The 16,838-nt window shown below is 54.2% G+C and carries 15 protein-coding genes; 13 read left to right on the forward strand and 2 right to left on the reverse strand.

All coding sequences use genetic code 11. The features are described from left to right. Positions 1–10 precede the first annotated feature (10 nt). The 5 genes from DWY25_RS06065 (at position 11) to DWY25_RS06085 (ending at position 5,919) form a co-directional block, all read left to right on the forward strand. The gene (locus DWY25_RS06065) at positions 11–1,315 is read left to right on the forward strand and encodes an L-serine ammonia-lyase, iron-sulfur-dependent, subunit alpha (protein ID WP_117894486.1); all 1,305 of its coding nucleotides are present in this window, start codon (positions 11–13) and stop codon (positions 1,313–1,315) included. After that, positions 1,312–1,806: a DNA-deoxyinosine glycosylase gene (locus DWY25_RS06070; protein ID WP_117894487.1), complete on the forward strand. Its 495-nt coding sequence runs from the start codon at positions 1,312–1,314 to the stop codon at positions 1,804–1,806. The genes DWY25_RS06065 and DWY25_RS06070 overlap by 4 nt, the downstream gene beginning before the upstream one ends. Positions 1,807–1,839: 33 nt before the next feature. Next, positions 1,840–2,046 carry a hypothetical protein gene (locus tag DWY25_RS06075; protein WP_039865122.1) on the forward strand — a complete coding sequence of 69 codons (207 nt, stop codon included), beginning with the start codon at positions 1,840–1,842 and terminating at the stop codon, positions 2,044–2,046. Continuing rightward, positions 2,043–4,337 carry a peptidase U32 family protein gene (locus DWY25_RS06080; protein ID WP_117894488.1) on the forward strand — a complete coding sequence of 765 codons (2,295 nt, stop codon included), beginning with the start codon at positions 2,043–2,045 and terminating at the stop codon, positions 4,335–4,337. Before DWY25_RS06075 ends, DWY25_RS06080 begins: the two co-directional genes overlap by 4 nt. A 166-nt stretch (positions 4,338–4,503) precedes the next feature. After that, a complete protein-coding gene (locus DWY25_RS06085; protein ID WP_117894489.1) occupies positions 4,504–5,919 on the forward strand; it encodes an amidase family protein in 1,416 nt (471 codons plus the stop codon). A 63-nt stretch (positions 5,920–5,982) separates the two neighbouring features. Here the strand turns inward: DWY25_RS06085 and DWY25_RS06090 are convergent, their stop codons facing one another. Together DWY25_RS06090 and DWY25_RS06095 are read right to left on the reverse strand one after the other, a co-directional pair. Then, complete coding sequence (locus DWY25_RS06090) at positions 5,983–6,660, reverse strand: LrgB family protein (protein ID WP_117894490.1); 678 nt, start codon at positions 6,658–6,660, stop codon at positions 5,983–5,985. Then, entirely contained in the window at positions 6,657–7,019 is a 363-nt protein-coding gene (locus tag DWY25_RS06095) for a CidA/LrgA family protein (RefSeq protein WP_117894498.1), read from the reverse strand. Before DWY25_RS06095 ends, DWY25_RS06090 begins: the two co-directional genes overlap by 4 nt. Positions 7,020–7,254: 235 nt before the next feature. On the opposite strand from DWY25_RS06095, the gene DWY25_RS06100 reads away from it, so the two are divergent. From DWY25_RS06100 to DWY25_RS06135, 8 genes are all read left to right on the forward strand, one after another. Next, positions 7,255–10,194: a chromosome segregation protein SMC gene (locus DWY25_RS06100; RefSeq protein ID WP_117894491.1), complete on the forward strand. Its 2,940-nt coding sequence runs from the start codon at positions 7,255–7,257 to the stop codon at positions 10,192–10,194. After that, positions 10,191–11,162 (forward strand): signal recognition particle-docking protein FtsY, encoded by a 972-nt coding sequence (ftsY, locus tag DWY25_RS06105; RefSeq protein ID WP_006060728.1) that lies wholly within the window; start codon positions 10,191–10,193, stop codon positions 11,160–11,162. Before DWY25_RS06100 ends, ftsY begins: the two co-directional genes overlap by 4 nt. Continuing rightward, on the forward strand, positions 11,152–11,478 hold the full coding sequence (locus tag DWY25_RS06110; protein ID WP_006060729.1) for a putative DNA-binding protein: 327 nt from the start codon (positions 11,152–11,154) through the stop codon (positions 11,476–11,478). Before ftsY ends, DWY25_RS06110 begins: the two co-directional genes overlap by 11 nt. Positions 11,479–11,490: 12 nt before the next feature. Further along, positions 11,491–12,687, forward strand: a complete 1,197-nt coding sequence (locus DWY25_RS06115; protein WP_039865131.1) for an acetate/propionate family kinase — start codon at positions 11,491–11,493, stop codon at positions 12,685–12,687. Positions 12,688–12,689: 2 nt separating this feature from the next. After that, positions 12,690–13,643: a DHH family phosphoesterase gene (locus DWY25_RS06120; RefSeq protein ID WP_117894492.1), complete on the forward strand. Its 954-nt coding sequence runs from the start codon at positions 12,690–12,692 to the stop codon at positions 13,641–13,643. Further along, the gene (locus tag DWY25_RS06125) at positions 13,640–15,316 is read left to right on the forward strand and encodes a CvpA family protein (RefSeq protein WP_117894493.1); all 1,677 of its coding nucleotides are present in this window, start codon (positions 13,640–13,642) and stop codon (positions 15,314–15,316) included. The genes DWY25_RS06120 and DWY25_RS06125 overlap by 4 nt, the downstream gene beginning before the upstream one ends. Positions 15,317–15,411: 95 nt before the next feature. Then, the gene (locus DWY25_RS06130) at positions 15,412–15,696 is read left to right on the forward strand and encodes an HU family DNA-binding protein (RefSeq protein ID WP_006060734.1); all 285 of its coding nucleotides are present in this window, start codon (positions 15,412–15,414) and stop codon (positions 15,694–15,696) included. 165 nt (positions 15,697–15,861) lie between these two features. After that, the coding region (locus tag DWY25_RS06135) for a coiled-coil domain-containing protein (protein ID WP_147336668.1) at positions 15,862–16,838 on the forward strand (977 nt) is incomplete at its 3' end.

Consider the following 16,838-nt stretch of genomic DNA (forward strand, 5'->3'; position numbering starts at 1 on the left):
GAGTGTTACGATGGATTCATTAAAGGAACTTTATAAAATCGGTCCGGGTCCCAGCAGTTCACATACGCTGGGGCCGCAGCGGGCCTGCCAGCTGTATAAGGCGGAATACGGCGAGCAGCTGCACCACGTCGAAGTTGAGCTGTACGGCTCGCTGTCGTTAACCGGCAAAGGTCATCTGACGGATTATATCATCCGCAAGACCTTTGAGCCGGCGAAGACGACAATCTTCTTTTTAAAGGACTGGAAGGAAAGCTTTCCCAACGGTTTTTATATCCGCGGCTACAACCGGGATCATCAGCTGCTGGCAAAATGGACGGTGTTCTCCGTCGGCGGCGGTTCGATTAAGATTTTAGAAAAACATCTGGAAACGGGCGAAAACGTCTATCCGGAAAATTCGATGCAGGCGATCCGTGAAATCTGCGACAAAGAAAAGATCGGGTTTGCGGAATACGCGCTGCGGGCGGAAGCCGGACTGGAGCCGTATCTGGATAAGATTCTGACCGCGATGCTCGCTTCCGTAAAGGAAGGTCTGCAGGCCAGCGGCGTCTTGCCGGGACGGTTGAAGATGGAACGTGCGGCGAAGGCAATGCTTTTACAGGCGGGAACGATCGAGGATGAAGCGGAACGGACGAAGATGAAGCTGGCGGCCTATGCCTATGCGGCCAGCGAACAGAACGCTTCGGCCGGCACCGTCGTCACTGCGCCGACATTGGGCTCCTGCGGCGTCATGGCGGCCTTGATGTATTATTATTATAACGATCAGCAGATCACCCGCGGCAAGCTGGTCAAAGCGCTGGCGGTGGCTGGCTTGTTCGGGGATCTGATCAAAACCAACGCCACGATTTCCGGTGCGGTCGGCGGCTGTCAGGCGGAGATCGGCGCAGCCTGCGCGATGGCTGCGGCCGCAGCCGCTTATCTCAATGGCATGAACTGCGGTCAGATCGAATACGCTGCGGAAATCGGCATGGAGCACCACCTTGGATTAACATGCGATCCGGTCGGCGGCTATGTCATCATACCGTGCATCGAACGCAACGCCGTCGCGGTTTTGCGCGCCTTGGACGCGATGTCGCTCGCGCGCACGCTGAGCCGGATTAAAAAGAACCGCGTCAGCTTCGACGTCGTTGTCAAAACGATGAACTATACCGGCAAGCATCTGCCGATTGAACTCAAGGAAACCTCGCTTGGCGGCTTGGCCAAAGAGGTGCAGATTGTACCTGAGGAACATCCTTCCTGTCTGGACGGTCATCTGATCGTTGAGGAAGCCGTCATGGAAAACGACGTGCTGGCTTCGCCGATCCGATTCGATCTATGAATAATGCGGCGCAGACCGTTGTGCATCCGTTCGCGCCGATCTACGACGCGCACAGCCGGGTGCTGATTCTCGGATCGCTGCCTTCGGTCGCCTCGCGTCAGCAGGCGTTCTATTACGCTCATCCGCGCAACCGGTTCTGGCCGGTCATGGCGGCGCTGGACGGAAGTCCGCTGGACACCACCGCGCAGCGCGTGGCCTTTCTGCACCGCCGGCACTTCGCGCTGTGGGATGTGATCGCCAGCTGCACGATTACCGGCAGCAGCGACGCCAGTATCCGCGACGTCACCGCCAACGATTTCAACCGGCTGCTTGCGGAAACGGAAATCAAAACCATTGTGACGACCGGCAAGACCGCCGGCCGCTGCTATCAGAAATACGCTCAGCCGAAAACCGGTATCGAGGCGACCGTGCTGCCTTCCACCTCGCCGGCCAATGCCGCGGTGTCGTTCGAGCAGCTGCTCGAGGCCTACCGGTTTCTGTTCGAGCTTTAGAGAAAAATTGAAGTTCCAAAGGAGGACATGCGCATGGGAATTTTATTATGGCCGTTTAAACTGGTATTCTGGCTGACAGGACTGGTGTTGTCCTTATGCGGCAAGCTGATCACCATCATTTTGGGGTTAGTCGTCTGCGCGCTGGGTTTGATGCTGTGCGCGACGCTGATCGGACTGTGGCTGGGCATTCCGTTAGCTATATTAGGGATTTCGCTGATCATTAAAGGAGTTCTGGGATGAAACGCCCGGAACTTTTAGCACCGGCGGGCAGTATGGACGCGCTGATCGCCGCCGTCAACAACGGGGCGGACGCGGTCTATCTGGGATCGACACGCTTCGGCGCGCGGGCCTATGCCGGCAATTTCGACGAGCAGCAGCTGCGTCAGGCTGTGCGCTATTGTCATCAACACGAAGTGAAGGTCTATGTCACCGTCAACACGCTGATTTTCGAAAACGAGCTGGACGACGCCAAGGCGCTGATTGATTTTCTGTATCACAACGACGTCGACGCTCTGATCGTACAGGATCTCGGCTTGGTTTCCTGGATCCGCCGGGCTTATCCGGATTTTGAGCTGCATGCTTCAACGCAGATGCACATCCATAACCGGGAGGGCGTGCGCTGGGTCAGGCAGCTGGGGATGAAGCGCGCTGTGCTGGCGCGGGAAACCCCGGTCGAACTGGTCAGGGAGTGCGCTGAGGAAGGGTTGGATCTGGAGATTTTCGTCTATGGCGCCTTGTGCGTCTGTTACAGCGGCGAATGCCTGATGTCCAGCATCAACGGCGGCCGCAGCGGCAACCGAGGCCAGTGCGCGCAGCCCTGCCGGCTGCCGTACCAGCTGGTTGAAAGGGACAGCGGCCGGGTCATCGAAGCTCCGGGGGAATACTTATTAAGTCCGATGGATCTCAATACCCTCGACCAGGTTGAGGAATTGATCCGCAGCGGAGCGACGAGCTTTAAAATTGAGGGCCGGATGAAGCGTCCGGAATATGTCGGCGCGGTCGTGCGGGCTTACCGTGAGAAGATCGACGCGGTTCTGGCCGGAATGCGGCCAACTTCTGAGGAAGGGGAACAGATCCGGTTAAAGAAGCTGTTCAACCGCGGCTTCACCACGGGCTATCTGTTTCATCAAAGCGGACCGGCGCTGATGAATCCGCTGCGCCCCAATCACGTCGGAATCCGCATCGGCACCGTACTGAGCCAACGCAACGGCCGTGTCCAGGTAAAATTAACCGCGCCACTGCATCAGGGTGACGGACTGCGGATTTTACGCGAAAACGGCGAAGATATCGGCTTCATCGCCAATTACATCTATAAGCATGATTTGTTATGCGCCCAGGGACAGCCGGGCGAGATCATTGAGCTGCCGGTGCGGGAGAAAGTCCGGCCGGAGGCCGCTTTGCTTCAGACGACCGACAGCGAGCTGATGAAGGAAATCCAGGCGCAGTCTGCCCAGCCGGCGCGCCGGACGGCCGTGCGGTTTACGATCCGCGGCCGGGCTGGCGAACCGATGCTGGTGGATGTCCGCGACGAAATGGGATTTCAATCGCAGGTTTGGACGGAACAAGTTCTGCAGCCCGCGCAGAAAGCACCGTTGGACACGGGGCGGTTAACCCAGCAGCTGGGCAAGCTGAACGATACGCCGTTTCAGCTGGAAAGCGTCGACAATCAGCTGGAAGGGGCGTTGTTTCTGCCAGTTCAGCAAATTAACGAAGCCCGCCGCCAGGCGCTTGATCAACTTGCGCAGCGGCGAGCTGTCCGCTATCCTGAGCGGGTTCAGCTTCAGCGTCAGGGGATTCAACCTTTAACGATCCATGAAAAACAGCCGCTGCCGGGATTGATCGTGCAGATTGAAACCCGCGAACAGGCGGAAGCGTTGGCTGAGCTTCCAGTGCAGCTGATCAGCAGTGTGCCGGCCCTGATTCAAGCGTATCCGCAGATCATGCCCTCAACGCTGCGGGTCCAGGAGCATCCTGTCCGATACGAAACGGAATGGCTGCAGGCCGAGGAAATCGGAACGCTGACCCGGACAACGACGCGGCTGATCTGTACGAGCGGCTTCAATGTGACCAACAGCGAAGCGCTGGCGCTGCTGCTCAGCCAGACTTCGGTAGCAGGTGTGGAGTTTTCACTGGAAATTAATCCAATGCAGCAGAGTGCGATTCGTGAAGCGTTTAAAGAACAATACGGATTTTTCGCGCCGACCGTGCAGTACGTCTACGGCTATCGCGATCTGATGGTGTCCAAGGCTTGTCCGGTTAACCGATTGTTAAAAGACGGGACAAAGCGGAACTGTCAGCTTTGTCATCAGCAGGCTTACGCGCTGAAAAATAAAAAAGGCGAGCTCTATCCCGTTTTCGGCGACGCCGCCTGTTACAGTCATTGTCTTGAAAAAACGCCGTTTGAGCTCAAAGCCGGCGAGCTGGATCCGCATTCTGCCTGGAAGCTCCGGCTGACGCTGGAAGACAGTGCTGCCAGCCGGCAGATCGTTGAACGTTTCCTTCGTATCCGCAACCGGATTCAGGGAGAATAAGGCTCGGGAGATAGAAAAGAAAAAACAAGATCGTACACTTCCACCGCGGCGAAACGCCGCGGTTTTACTATATCTCGATATGAAGATTGAAAGTTCCGTTTCGGAAGCGGGATGAGCTGGTTTAACGTTTTCAATTATGCTACACTAACAAAAAGGGGGAATCTTCATGTTTGAAGCTTCAATTTCAGAACTGGCGGAAGGCCTGCGGACCGGCCGCTGGACCAGCCGGAGTTTAACCGAGGAAGCACTGCGGCGTATCGCGGAGATCGACCAGTCCGGACCGGGCTTGAACGCGATTGCCGAGGTGAATCCGGATGCGCTTTGGATTGCGGACGCGCTTGACCGCGAGCTGCAGGAAACGGGACCGCGCGGACCGCTGCATGGGCTGCCGGTCGTCGTGAAAGATAATATCAGCACGGCCGGCAAGATGCACACCACTGCCGGTTCGGTGGCACTGGCTGATTTTTACGCACCCCAGGACGCTGAAGTCGTGCGCCGGCTGAAGCAGGCAGGGGCTGTCATTCTCGGCAAAGCCTGTCTTTCTGAATTCGCTTATTGGGTAGCCCGGAAGCGGAAGATGCCGTCGGGGTTCAGCTCGCGCAGCGGTCAGGTCGTCAATCCCTATGATCCGCAGCTGGATCCGTCCGGAAGCAGCTCCGGCTCCGCCGTGGCCGTCGCCGCCCAGCTTGTGCCGTTTTCCATTGGTACGGAAACCAACGGTTCGCTTGTTTCCCCAGCCCGCAACAACGCCGTGGCGACGATCAAGCCGACGGTGGGGCTGATTTCCCGCAGCGGCATCATTCCGATCTCCTCGATGCAGGATACGGCTGGACCGATGGGCAAGACGATCGCGGACTGCGCCGTCGTCCTGGATGCGTTATGGGGCAAGGATGAACTGGACCCGGCGACGCTGGCGTGCCCGGATCACTTCGATTTCGCCGGTGCGCTGAACCGCGGGGTCGCAGGCTTCCGGATCGGCGTTCTGACATTTGACGATGCGCCGCAGGATGAGCTTGAAAACACGATTCTGGAGCAGGCACGGCAGATTTTGATACAGCAGGGCGCAGCACTGGTGCCGGTTTCCCTCCCGCAGGGCCGGCTGAACAATCTGCCGGTGCTGGAACATGAATTCAAAAATGGAATCAACGCCTGGCTGGGGTCTGTCCGCGGCTGCACCGCGATGCGCACGCTGGACGACATCCTCGCGTATAACCGCCGGCATGCGCAGACCTGCCTGCGTTACGGACAGGATCTTCTGGAAAGCAGCAACCGCACCTCCGGCACGCTGCGGGAAGCCGACTATCTCCGGCAGCGCTTAGCGTTGACCCGTCAAACACGCACAGAAGGAATCGACCGGCTGTTGAAGGAATATCAGCTGGATTGTCTGATGACGGTTAAAATCACCGGTTATGCGCCGATTGCCGGATATCCCTGCGCCGCGGTCTGCGCGCAAAGTCCGGATCAGGGGACGCCGTGTTCCGTCTTGTTTCTTTCTACGGCCTGGAGCGAAGAAACGTTGATCACCGCTGCCCATGCCCTTGAAACCAAACTGTGCGCCCGCCATGCCCCGATTTTCCAGTAAAGTCAAAAAAAGCATATCGTCAGTTCCTCGCTGAACGATATGCCTTTATTTTGGTTTGAATGTTCACAGCAGCAGCGACAGGATGACCGTAAAGATGCCGGTGATCCCGATCGCCAGTCCGGACAGGCCGCCTTCCTGTTCGCCGATCTCAATCGCCTTGGACGTGCCCATCGCATGCGACGCTGTGCCCAGGGTAATGCCCAGCGCCACGCTGTTTTTAATCTTCAGTTTAGCGAATAACAGAGGAATTACGATCGAACCGAGAATTCCGGTCAGGATCACCGCCGCCACGGTGATCGCGGGCAGACCGCCGCTGACCTCGCACACGCTGACCGCGATCGGCGTCGTTACCGACTTCGGCAGCAGCGAGCGGGTGATCAGCTCGTTTAAGCCAAAGATCCGGCATAGGAGCGTGACGGAAAGGATCGAGCTGAGCGCTCCCAGAAACGTTCCGATCAGAATCGCCGCCAGGTTCTGCTTCAGGATTTTCCGCTGATTGTACATGGGAATCGCCAGGACACACGTCGCCGGCGTCAGCATCATGGCGATGACGCTGCTGCCTTCCTTAAAATGGGCATAGGGAATCCGCAGAACCGACAAAATTCCAATCAGAACCAGAATTGAAACCAACAACGGATTCAGCCATGTCTTCCGCGTGATCCGCTGCAGCCGGCAGGCCAGAAGATAAACGATCAGGCACAGACCCGTGAAGAAAAACGGACCGTTGAGCAGCTCGTTCATCGCGCCGACCCCCGCTTCTGTAATTTCGTGATCAAAAGGATGCTGCCGCCAGTTACCGCCGCGGTGATCAGGGTGCTGAGCACGATTACCGCCAGGATCGGAAGCAGATCATTTTGGATCGCCCCGAAGCTGTCCAGAATCGATACGCCCGCCGGAATGAAAAAGAACGCCATGTTGGCCAGGAGAAACCCGGCGAATCCGGAAACATCCTCGATCCGCAGCAGCGACGTCGACAGACAGCCTAATAACAGCAGCATCGCCACGATACTGCCGGGAAAAGCAAACGGCAGCAGGGCGCTGATCACCTCGCCCAGCCAGCACAACAGAAACACAATCGTGATTTGTTTTAAAATTTTCATAGGGGAAAAGAACCTCGCTTTAAAAAGATCGTTACCAGTATACCGGAAATAAAACCCCGGCGCAACCGGGATTTTTGAATGGAAGCGCATTCCTTGAGCAATTTTTATCAAAGTGATCACGGATGTGCGGAATTGCTTAAAAAACATGCGAAAGCACTGCTTTTCGTCCTGGGTTTCCTTTAAATTTAAACGCTGGTTTGTTATAATACATAGATGGAGTGAGAAGGAGGATGCCATGTTTCTAAAACGAATAGAAATGCAGGGCTTTAAATCTTTCGCCGATAAGGTCGTGATTCAGTTTGATCACGACGTCACCGGGATCGTAGGCCCCAACGGCTGCGGGAAAAGCAACATTACCGACGCGATCCGCTGGGTTCTGGGCGAACAGTCCGTGAAGTCTCTGCGCGGCAACGCGATGACCGACGTCATCTTTGCGGGCAGCGCCGACCGCCGAATGGTCAACATGGCTGAGGTTACCCTTGTCTTTGACAACAGCCGCCGGGATCTCAACAGCGAGCTGGATGAAATAGAAGTCACACGCCGGCTTTATCGCAATAACGGTGAAGCCCAGTATTTGATCAACCGCAACCCGGTCCGGTTAAAGGACGTTGTGGATCTGATTCTGGACAGCGGCCTGGGAAAAGATTCCCTGTCAATGATTTCTCAGGGCAATATCAGTTCATTTGCGGAAGCGAAGCCGATTGAACGGCGGGCGATCTTTGAGGATGCCGCCGGCGTCAGCAAGTACAAGAAACGCAAGCTTGAATCGCTGTCCAAGCTGGAGCGGACCAAGGAAAATCTCGACCGCACCCAAGATATCCTGAGCGAACTGGAGCGGCAGGTTTCGCCGTTGAAACGCCAGGCCCGCAAGGCTGAGATTTACAGGGAAAAGAAAACGCGTCTGCAGGAAATCGAGATCGCCGTTTTAGTCGAGGAGATCACGCATCTTAACCAGCAGATCGATGAAGCTGTCAAAACGCTGTTCGATATCGAGAATTCGACGACGATGCAGCAGACGACGATTCAGGTTCATGAAACGGCCAATCTGGAGGCCAAGAAGGATTCCAACGGGCTGGAAGTCGAAATCAACAAGCTGCAGGAAGAACTGATGCGTGTCATCAATGAAATCCAAACGTTGGAAACCCGCAAGATTGAACTGGATGAAAAGCGGAAATACGCGATTGAGGTCGGCACGCGCGAGGAAAAAGCGAAGCAGATGCAGTCGTTATTGGAAGAAGCACGTTTTGAATACGAAGACCGGCAGCAGCGGCTGGATCAGTTGCAGCGGGATGTGGCGCTGCTTTCCCAACAGCTGTCGCAGACCGCGATGGAGCTGGCTGAAAACTCGCAGAAAAACGACGAGGCCGCCGGCATTCTGCGGCGGCTGCAGAACCGCAGGGAAGTTCTGGAAAACCTGGCCCGCCAGCCGTTCAATTCCCAAGCCGGCGTCAAGGCTGTCATGGATTCCCAGGCGTTTCTGCCCGGCGTCTTAGGCGTCGTGGCGAAGGTGCTGGAACCGGAAAAAGGCTATGAGGAAGCGATCTCAGTCGCCTTAGGCGGTGCGATGTACAACATCGTGACCACCGACGAAGCCAGCGCCCGTCAGGCGATCAGCTTTTTGAAAAAGAACCAGAGCGGACGTGCGACGTTTCTGCCGATCCGGGTCTTAAAACCCCGCTGGATCGCGCAGGATCACCGCATCGTGGCGCAGAACACCGAAGGCTTCTTAGGCGTCGCCAGCGAGTTCATCCACTGTGATCCGCAGTTTGATTTAGTCAGTCAGTCGTTACTGCAGAACGTATTGGTCTGCGATACGCTGGAACATGGCAATAACCTGGCCGATTTATTAAAGTTCAGTTATAAAATCGTAACGCTGGACGGCGATGTCATCCACCGCGGCGGTTCGATGACCGGCGGCAAGGCCCGCAACAGTTCGTCCTTAATGACGGTTCAGCGTGAACTGGAAGAAATCACTGGAACGATTCAATCGCAGCAGGCGAAATGCCAGTTGGCGCAGAAGGCGCTGGATCAATCCGGACGCCAGCGCTCCGAGCTGGAGCGGTCGCTGACGGAGAAACGGATTGCCAGCGCTCAGCTGGAACCGGTCGTCGACGCCAAGCGCGCCAAATTTGAACGCTTGAAAAACGATTACGAGCTGTTAGCGCCGGAAGCGGTAGACGGCGTGCAGGAAACGTTCGCGGATTCGCTGATCACCTCGCTTAACCAGGCCTATTCCCGCCGGGATGAAATCACGACGTCCCTGTCCCAGAAGCGCCAGCAGAAGATGAAGCTGACCGCCGACATCGAACGTCGCGAGCAGCAGATCCGGCAGATTCGCCGGGAACTGGAAACGGCAACCGCCAGCTCGCACGCGATTCAGCTCGACAAGGCGAAGATTGAAACGCGCCTGGAAAACAATCTGGCGCGGCTGACCAGCGAATATCAGCTGACCTATGAATACGCCCGCACCAAGGTTGAGGAAAGCCACATTGAAAATGCGCGCGAGGAAGTGCTGCAGCTGCGCTCGGAAATCGAAGCGCTCGGCAACATCAACATGAACGCGCCGGAAGAATACACTGAGGTCAACGACCGGTATGAATTCATGCGCAAGCAGGTGGATGATCTGATCGCCAGCCGCGATAAAATCCTGTCGGCGATTGACGAGATGGACGAAGTCATGGTCCGGCAGTTCAAGGACATGTTCGATAAGATCAACGAGGAGCTGGGCGACACGTTCCGCGCGCTGTTCGGCGGCGGCAAGGCCCGCCTGATCTTGGAGGATCCGACGGATTTGTTAAATACCGGCATCGATATCGACGTTCAGCCCCCGGGCAAGTCGGTTCAGAATATCCGGCTGTTCTCCGGCGGCGAAAAGAGCCTGATCGCGATCAGCGTGCTGTTTGCGATTCTCAAGGCCCGGCCGGTTCCGTTATGTATCTTCGACGAAGTCGAGGCGGCGCTGGATCAGGGCAACGTCGAACGGTTCGCCCGCTACATCAAGAACTTCAGCGAACGGACACAGTTCATCGTCGTCACCCATCGTCCCGGAACAATGGGACAGTGCGACGTCCTCTACGGCGTCACAATGCAGAAGCAGGGCGTTTCGCAGATGCTGAAGGTCGAGCTGACCGACGCAATTGAAATGGCCGAAACCAAGGAGGTGCAGCCGGCATGAGTTTCTTTGATACGCTGAAAGATAAATTTTCCAAGAAAAAAGACGGCGACCGCTATCTGAGCGGTTTCAACAAAACAAGCGACACGATGGGCAAAAAGCTCAACAAGATGGCGTTCGGCTTCAACGGCGTTACCGAGGATTTCCTCGAAGAACTGATGATCGTGCTGCTGGAGAGCGACGTCGGCATTCAGACCGCAGAGAAGATCTGCGATCAGCTGAAAACAACGGTCGATCAATACCGCTACGTCACGTTCAAGGACGTTATGGCTTTTCTGATGGAGATCATGCAGAATATCTATCTGGAAAGCACCGACGCGCCGATCGTGATGAATGAAAACGGTCCGACCGTGATCCTGATGGTGGGCGTCAACGGCAGCGGCAAAACCACGACGTGCGCCAAGCTGACCAAGCTGTATCAGAGTCAGGGCAAAAAAGTCGGCGTCGTGGCCGCGGACACGTTCCGGGCCGGGGCGATCGAACAGCTGGCGCGCTGGGCCGATAAGCTCGGCGTCCCGTGCATCAAAGGCCGCGAGAACGGCGATCCCAGCAGCGTGCTGGTCGACGGCTGCCGCTACGCCAAGGAACACAACCTGGATATCCTGTTGTGCGACACTGCCGGACGCTTGCAGAACAAGGTCAATTTGATGAACGAGCTGGCCAAGATGCGCAAGGTCATCGGCCGTGAAATCGAAGGCGCGCCTCATCACGTATGGCTGGTGCTCGATTCCACAACCGGCCAGAACGGCTTATCCCAGGCCAAGATCTTCCAGGAGGTCACGGATGTGACCGGCATCATCCTGACCAAAATGGACGGCACCGCCAAGGGCGGCATCGTGCTGGCAATCAAGGATGTGCTGCACATTCCGGTCTATTATCTGGGCTTAGGCGAAAGGGAAGACGACCTCAAGCCGTTTGATCTCGATCTGTATCTTTACAGCATTTCGGAAGGCATCCGGGATGTCGGATAAAGAATTAGCTCAAACCGAACGAATGAATCTCCTGATCGATTTCTATGGTACGCTGCTGACAGAGAAGCAGCGCACGATCCTGGATTACTACTTTCAAGAGGATTATTCGCTGTCGGAAATCGCCGAGCTGCAGCAAACCAGCCGCAGCGCCGTGTACGATCTTCTGAAACGCTGTGAAAAGATTTTGGAAGACTATGAATCGAAACTTCACCTGCTGCGTCACTATCAGGTCCGCATCGCGCAATATGAAAAGCTGAAAGCGCTGCACATTGCCGAAGTCGACGCACTGGTCGAGGTCTGTATGCAGACAGAATAAATGGAGGTACATATGAGTAAAGTTATTTCAGTCAACGCAGGCAGTTCATCCCTTAAGTTCCAGCTGTTCAACATGCCCGAGGAGGAAGTTCTGACTTCCGGTGTGGCAGAACGGATCGGTCTGGACGAAGGCATCTTCACGATCAAGGTCAACGGGGAAAAACATACCCAGAACCTGCCGATCAAGGACCACAAGGTCGCGGTCGAACTGCTTTTGGAAGCTCTGGTTAAATATCACATCGTCGAAACGCTGGATGAGATTTCCGCTGCCGGCCACCGCATTGTTCAGGGCGGCGCATACTTCGATCAGTCCGTCAAGGTCGACGCGGACGTCGTCAATAAAGTTGAGGAACTGGCACCGCTGGCGCCGCTGCACAATCCGGCGCATTTGATTTGTTACCGCGCGTTCTGCGAAGCGCTGCCGAAAATCGGTCACGTGTTCGTCTTTGATACGGCTTTCCATCAGACGATGACGCCGGAATCCTACATCTTCCCGGTTCCGTACGAATGGTACACGGAAGATAAGGTCCGCCGCTACGGCGCTCACGGCACCAGCCACCAGTATGTTTCCCAGCGCACTGCGGAATTGATGGGCAAGGACATTGCGGATACCCGCATCATCACCTGCCACTTAGGCAACGGCGCTTCGATCACGGCGGTCAAGGGCGGCAAGTGCGTCAACACATCGATGGGCTTCACACCGTTAGGCGGCATCATGATGGGCGGCCGCTGCGGCGATATCGATCCATCCGTCATCTGCCATATCATGGATAAGAAGGGCATTTCCCCGAAGGAAATGGACACAATCTTAAATAAGAAATCCGGCATGCTGGGCGTCAGCGGCATTTCCAGCGATGCCCGTGATATCGAAGACGCAGTGAAGCAGGGCAACGAACGCGCCATTCTGACCCAGGCTGTCTATGTCAACCGCGTGATCAATGTGGTCGGCGGCTACGTCATGCAGATGGGCGGCGTCGATGCGATCGCCTTCACGGCCGGCTTAGGTGAAAACGACACGAACCTGCGCCATCAGATCCTCGAAAAGATGGAAGAATGCCTGGGCTTGTCCATCAACTATGAACTCAACGATAAGACCCGCGGCAAGGAAGTCTGCATTTCCAATCCGGAAAGCAAGGTTCAGGTCTATATCGTACCGACCAATGAAGAACTTGTTATTGCCCGCGACACCGTTCGTCTGTTAGGGTTATAAGCATGTTTGAAGGACTGTATTCCGCGCTGGAGCAGTCTGAGGTCATTACACTTTACCGACATATCAATCCGGACTGCGATGCTTTAGGGAGCCAATGGGGGCTCGCCACCTGGTTAAAGCATCGCTTTCCTTTAAAAAGGGTGATTGTACTCGGACATCAGAAAATGACCAACGGCTTGTTTCCGGACAGCGATGAAATTGACGATGAGACCGTTCGGCAGTCGCTGGCGATCGTACTGGACACGGCGAACGTGCGGCGGATTGACGACGAGCGCTGGCAAAGCGCCCGGCAGATCATCCATCTCGATCATCATCCGCAGATCGAGCATTTCGCCGATCTTGAATATGTCATCGATCACTACGCGGCGACCTGTGAAATTCTTGCGGAATTTTTCAGCACCGTTGATCAGGAGCCGCTGGAAGCGGATGTCGCGGAATATCTGTACCGCGGTTTACTGACGGATACGCTGAGCTTCAAGACGAGCAATACAACGGAACATACGCTCGCAATGGCATCCTATCTGGCTCAGAGCGGTCTGAATATCCCGCAGATCAACCGCGATCTGTTCGACGTTCCGCTTAAAGAATATGAATTTGCCAGCGCGATCCGGGCCGAAGCTCAAATTCTGGATGAGCATCTGATGATTTCCGTTATTGATCAGGCCTTCTTAGACCGCTGGTCCATGACGGCTTCCCAGGCAAAGGATCAAGTCTATCAGTTCGGCGGAATCCGCGAAATTGAGATCTGGGCGGTCTTTGCGAAGGATCACGACGATCAGAGAAACACCTGGTGGGCTGGTTCGCTGCGTTCCAAGACGCTGCCGGTCAACGACATCGCGATGAATTACCGCGGCGGCGGGCATAAGAACGCGGCCGGCTGCAAATGTCTGGACGACGCCAGTCTGAACGCGCTAATCGCTGATCTGCGCCGGCGCTTAAAGGAGAATCAAGCATGACTCAATTCCATTTTAACTTTGATCCCAACGCCTTCAACCAATTCAAGACACCGCGCAAGCCGAAAATGAAGCCGGGAAAAGCTCATCTGACAGCTCTGGTGATCACGCTGGCGCTGGCTATCCTGATTGACTATGTGACGCTGCCGGCCTGGAATCTGCACAGTCCCTCGACCGTTATGCTTGTGGTCTTTCTGCTTGTCGTCTTTGGGATCAGCGATTTTGTGCTGTCCGGCAAGTGGGCGCTGATCCAGAAATGCTGCGTTTTCGGGGCAGGATTCCTGTTTACCGCAATGCTGCTATTGGTGTTTTTAGGCAGCGAGCTGCTCAACGCTGAGAAATACCGCGATCAGATCGAGATAAAAGACGTGTCTGATTTCAGCTCACAGTTCCAGGCCATTTCAACCGATCGGATTCCGGTCGTCGATCAGCAGACCGCATCGCTGTTAGGCGATAAGCAGATCGGCAAGCAGGCCGGCTTGGGTTCGCAGTATCAGATCGATCCCACCTACACGCTGATCAGTTCCGATCAACATCTGTACCGTGTGTCGCCGCTGGAATACCGGGATTTCATTAAATGGTTCCAGAACAACGGCACTGGAATTCCCGGCTTTATCCAGGTTAACGTAAACGATCCCAACGACGTCGATATGGTCATGCTTCAGGAAGGGATTAAATATTCCCCGTCGGCCTGGTTCAATCAAAATCTGTTCCGGCATATCCGCTTCCGTTATCGCACAGAGCTGCTTTCCGATTATTCATTTGAGCTGGATGACGAAGGTCATCCGTATTGGGTTGTTTCCGTCGTCGCGCCGGAAATCGGTTACTACGGCGGATTAAGCGCTCAGGGCGTGATCATCGTCGATCCGATCACCGGTGAGATGAATAAATATACGATGGATGAAATTCCAGCCTGGGTGGATCGTGTCCAGCCGGCGGAACTGGCTTGGAAACAGATTGACAACTGGGGCTACTATGTCCATGGTTTCTTCAATACGCTGTTTGGTCAGAAGGATATGATTCAGACGACCGACGGCTACAATTTCGTCAATATCGACGGTCAGACCTACGTCTTTTCCGGTCTGACTTCCGTCGCGGCGGATCATTCGATCAACGGCTTTGCCTTAATCAATCTGCGCACTAAGGAAGCCAGCTATATTAAAGTCGGCGGCGCTGACGAGGTTTCGGCGATGGCTTCTGCGGAAGGGCAGGTTCAGCATCTTAACTACCGCGCAACCTTCCCAATCTTGCTGAACATTGCGGATGAGCCGACGTACTTCATTTCTTTAAAAGATTCCGAAGGTCTGGTTAAAATGTATTCCTTCGTCGACGTTACGGATTATTCCATCGTCGGCATCGGCGAAACCATGCAGACGGCACATGACGATTATCTGCGGAAGCTGAAGACTGCGAACAAACAGATCAGCGGCGAAGTGGCGGAAATGAAAACGGTCACGGGAACCGTGGCGGCGATCGCTTCTGCCGTGCAGGAAGGCACGACGCATTATTATCTCACGTTAGAAAATGATGCGCATCTGTATGTGCTCTCCCTGGACGTAAGTGCGGAGCTGACGCTGACCCAGCCTGGTCAAAACGTCAAGATTGAGTATCTGGACACCGTTAGCAATACGGTCGCCGGAAGCGGTTTTGACAATTTAGAAATGGATTACGAATAAGAAAAAACGCCTGAAATAAAGCGAAATTTAAGATTAGTTTCTGTTGAACTCTGAAACGAAAGATGGTATCATATACAAGTACCGGAGGTAATAGTATGAGTGAATTGTTAAACAAGAAAGCATTAGTAGATATTGTAGCGAATCAGATGGGAATGACAAAGAAAGCGGCAGGCGAAACTGTCGATCTGATCTTTGATGAAATTACTTCAACGTTGAAAGACGGCGGCAAAGTCGATATCAGCGGTTTCGGCAAATTCGAAGTGAAGACAAGAGCTGAAAGAACAGGCATCAATCCTGCAACAAAGGAAAAGATCACCGTGCCTGCGACAAAGGTTCCAGGATTCAAAGCTGCTAAAGCCTTAAAAGACGCTGTAAAATAAGAAGCCTTGCGCTTCTTTTTTTTGTATTCTAAGAATTTCGATGCGTCAGAGGCAAAAGAAAATGAAAAGAATGAAACGAACTCAAATGCGTTGAGATGAGATCACGTTTATTGTATAATTAACTCGCTAAAGATGATGGGCATCTCTGAAAGCGAGGTCTTCTTCGTGAAAACGATAACGTGTTCCGATCGGGTCTACTATGATGAATTGCTTCCTGAAGAAGCTCAGGCTATTCGTCAAGATATCCAGCTGGTTCATTCTATCCTCCATACCGCTTATCGTTATCTGACGCTGAAAGCCCGGGGAATTCCCTTACCATTTGAAGAATCGCTTCATAAAGAGCTGAAGCGCCGGTATCACACGAATGATTATTTTCCTCTGGCAGCGCTATGGGAAGCTCAGCATCAGTTGAAAGCGGACTTTGAGAACCATGAACGCTGGAAGAAGTCGTTAAAGGCAAGAGTGAAAAGCGTGGAGAAGAAAATCCGGAAAACAGAGAAAGAAATCCAGCGGTTGGATAAACAGTTAGCACAGCTGAAACAGAAAACGAAGCTGGGAAAGCAAACCCGGGAAGATTATCTCGAGGAGGTGCAAGTGCTGCGTCCAAACCGAAAACAGTTAAAGAACCAACGCTCTCAATTAATCTTTAAATTGAACCGCACGCAGCAACAGCTCAATACCGCGAATCAGAAAATGCGGTTTACCTGCTTTGGCGGGAAGAAGCTGTCGCGTTCCAGAACGACGGTTTACGCTGGAAATCATGAAGCGTGGCTTGAAGAATACCGATATCAGCGAAACAAAACCATGATGATTCCCGGGCGCAGGCAGGGGAAGTATTCCAATTGCTTATTCAAATATCATCTTGAAGAAGGCGTATTGATTTATCGCTGCAGCAGTGAAAACAGAGAAATCCGGTTGAAGATCCAGTTTCACGCAAATGCCAAAGAACTGGAACGGGCGGTGAAGCTGCCGCATAACACACCGGGGAAAGCGGTTGCTTATCTATTGGAAGATCATAAGAAATATTTCATTATCAAAGCAGTTGTGGAGATGGAAGAACGTGAATTGATGGAGAATAAGCAAGACGGTGTGATTGGAATCGATATCAATGCGGATCACATTGCCGTGAGTGAAACGGATCG

Origin of the sequence: Holdemania filiformis (assembly GCF_003459085.1) — a bacterium.
Lineage (GTDB): Bacteria > Bacillota_I > Bacilli_A > Erysipelotrichales > Erysipelotrichaceae > Holdemania > Holdemania filiformis.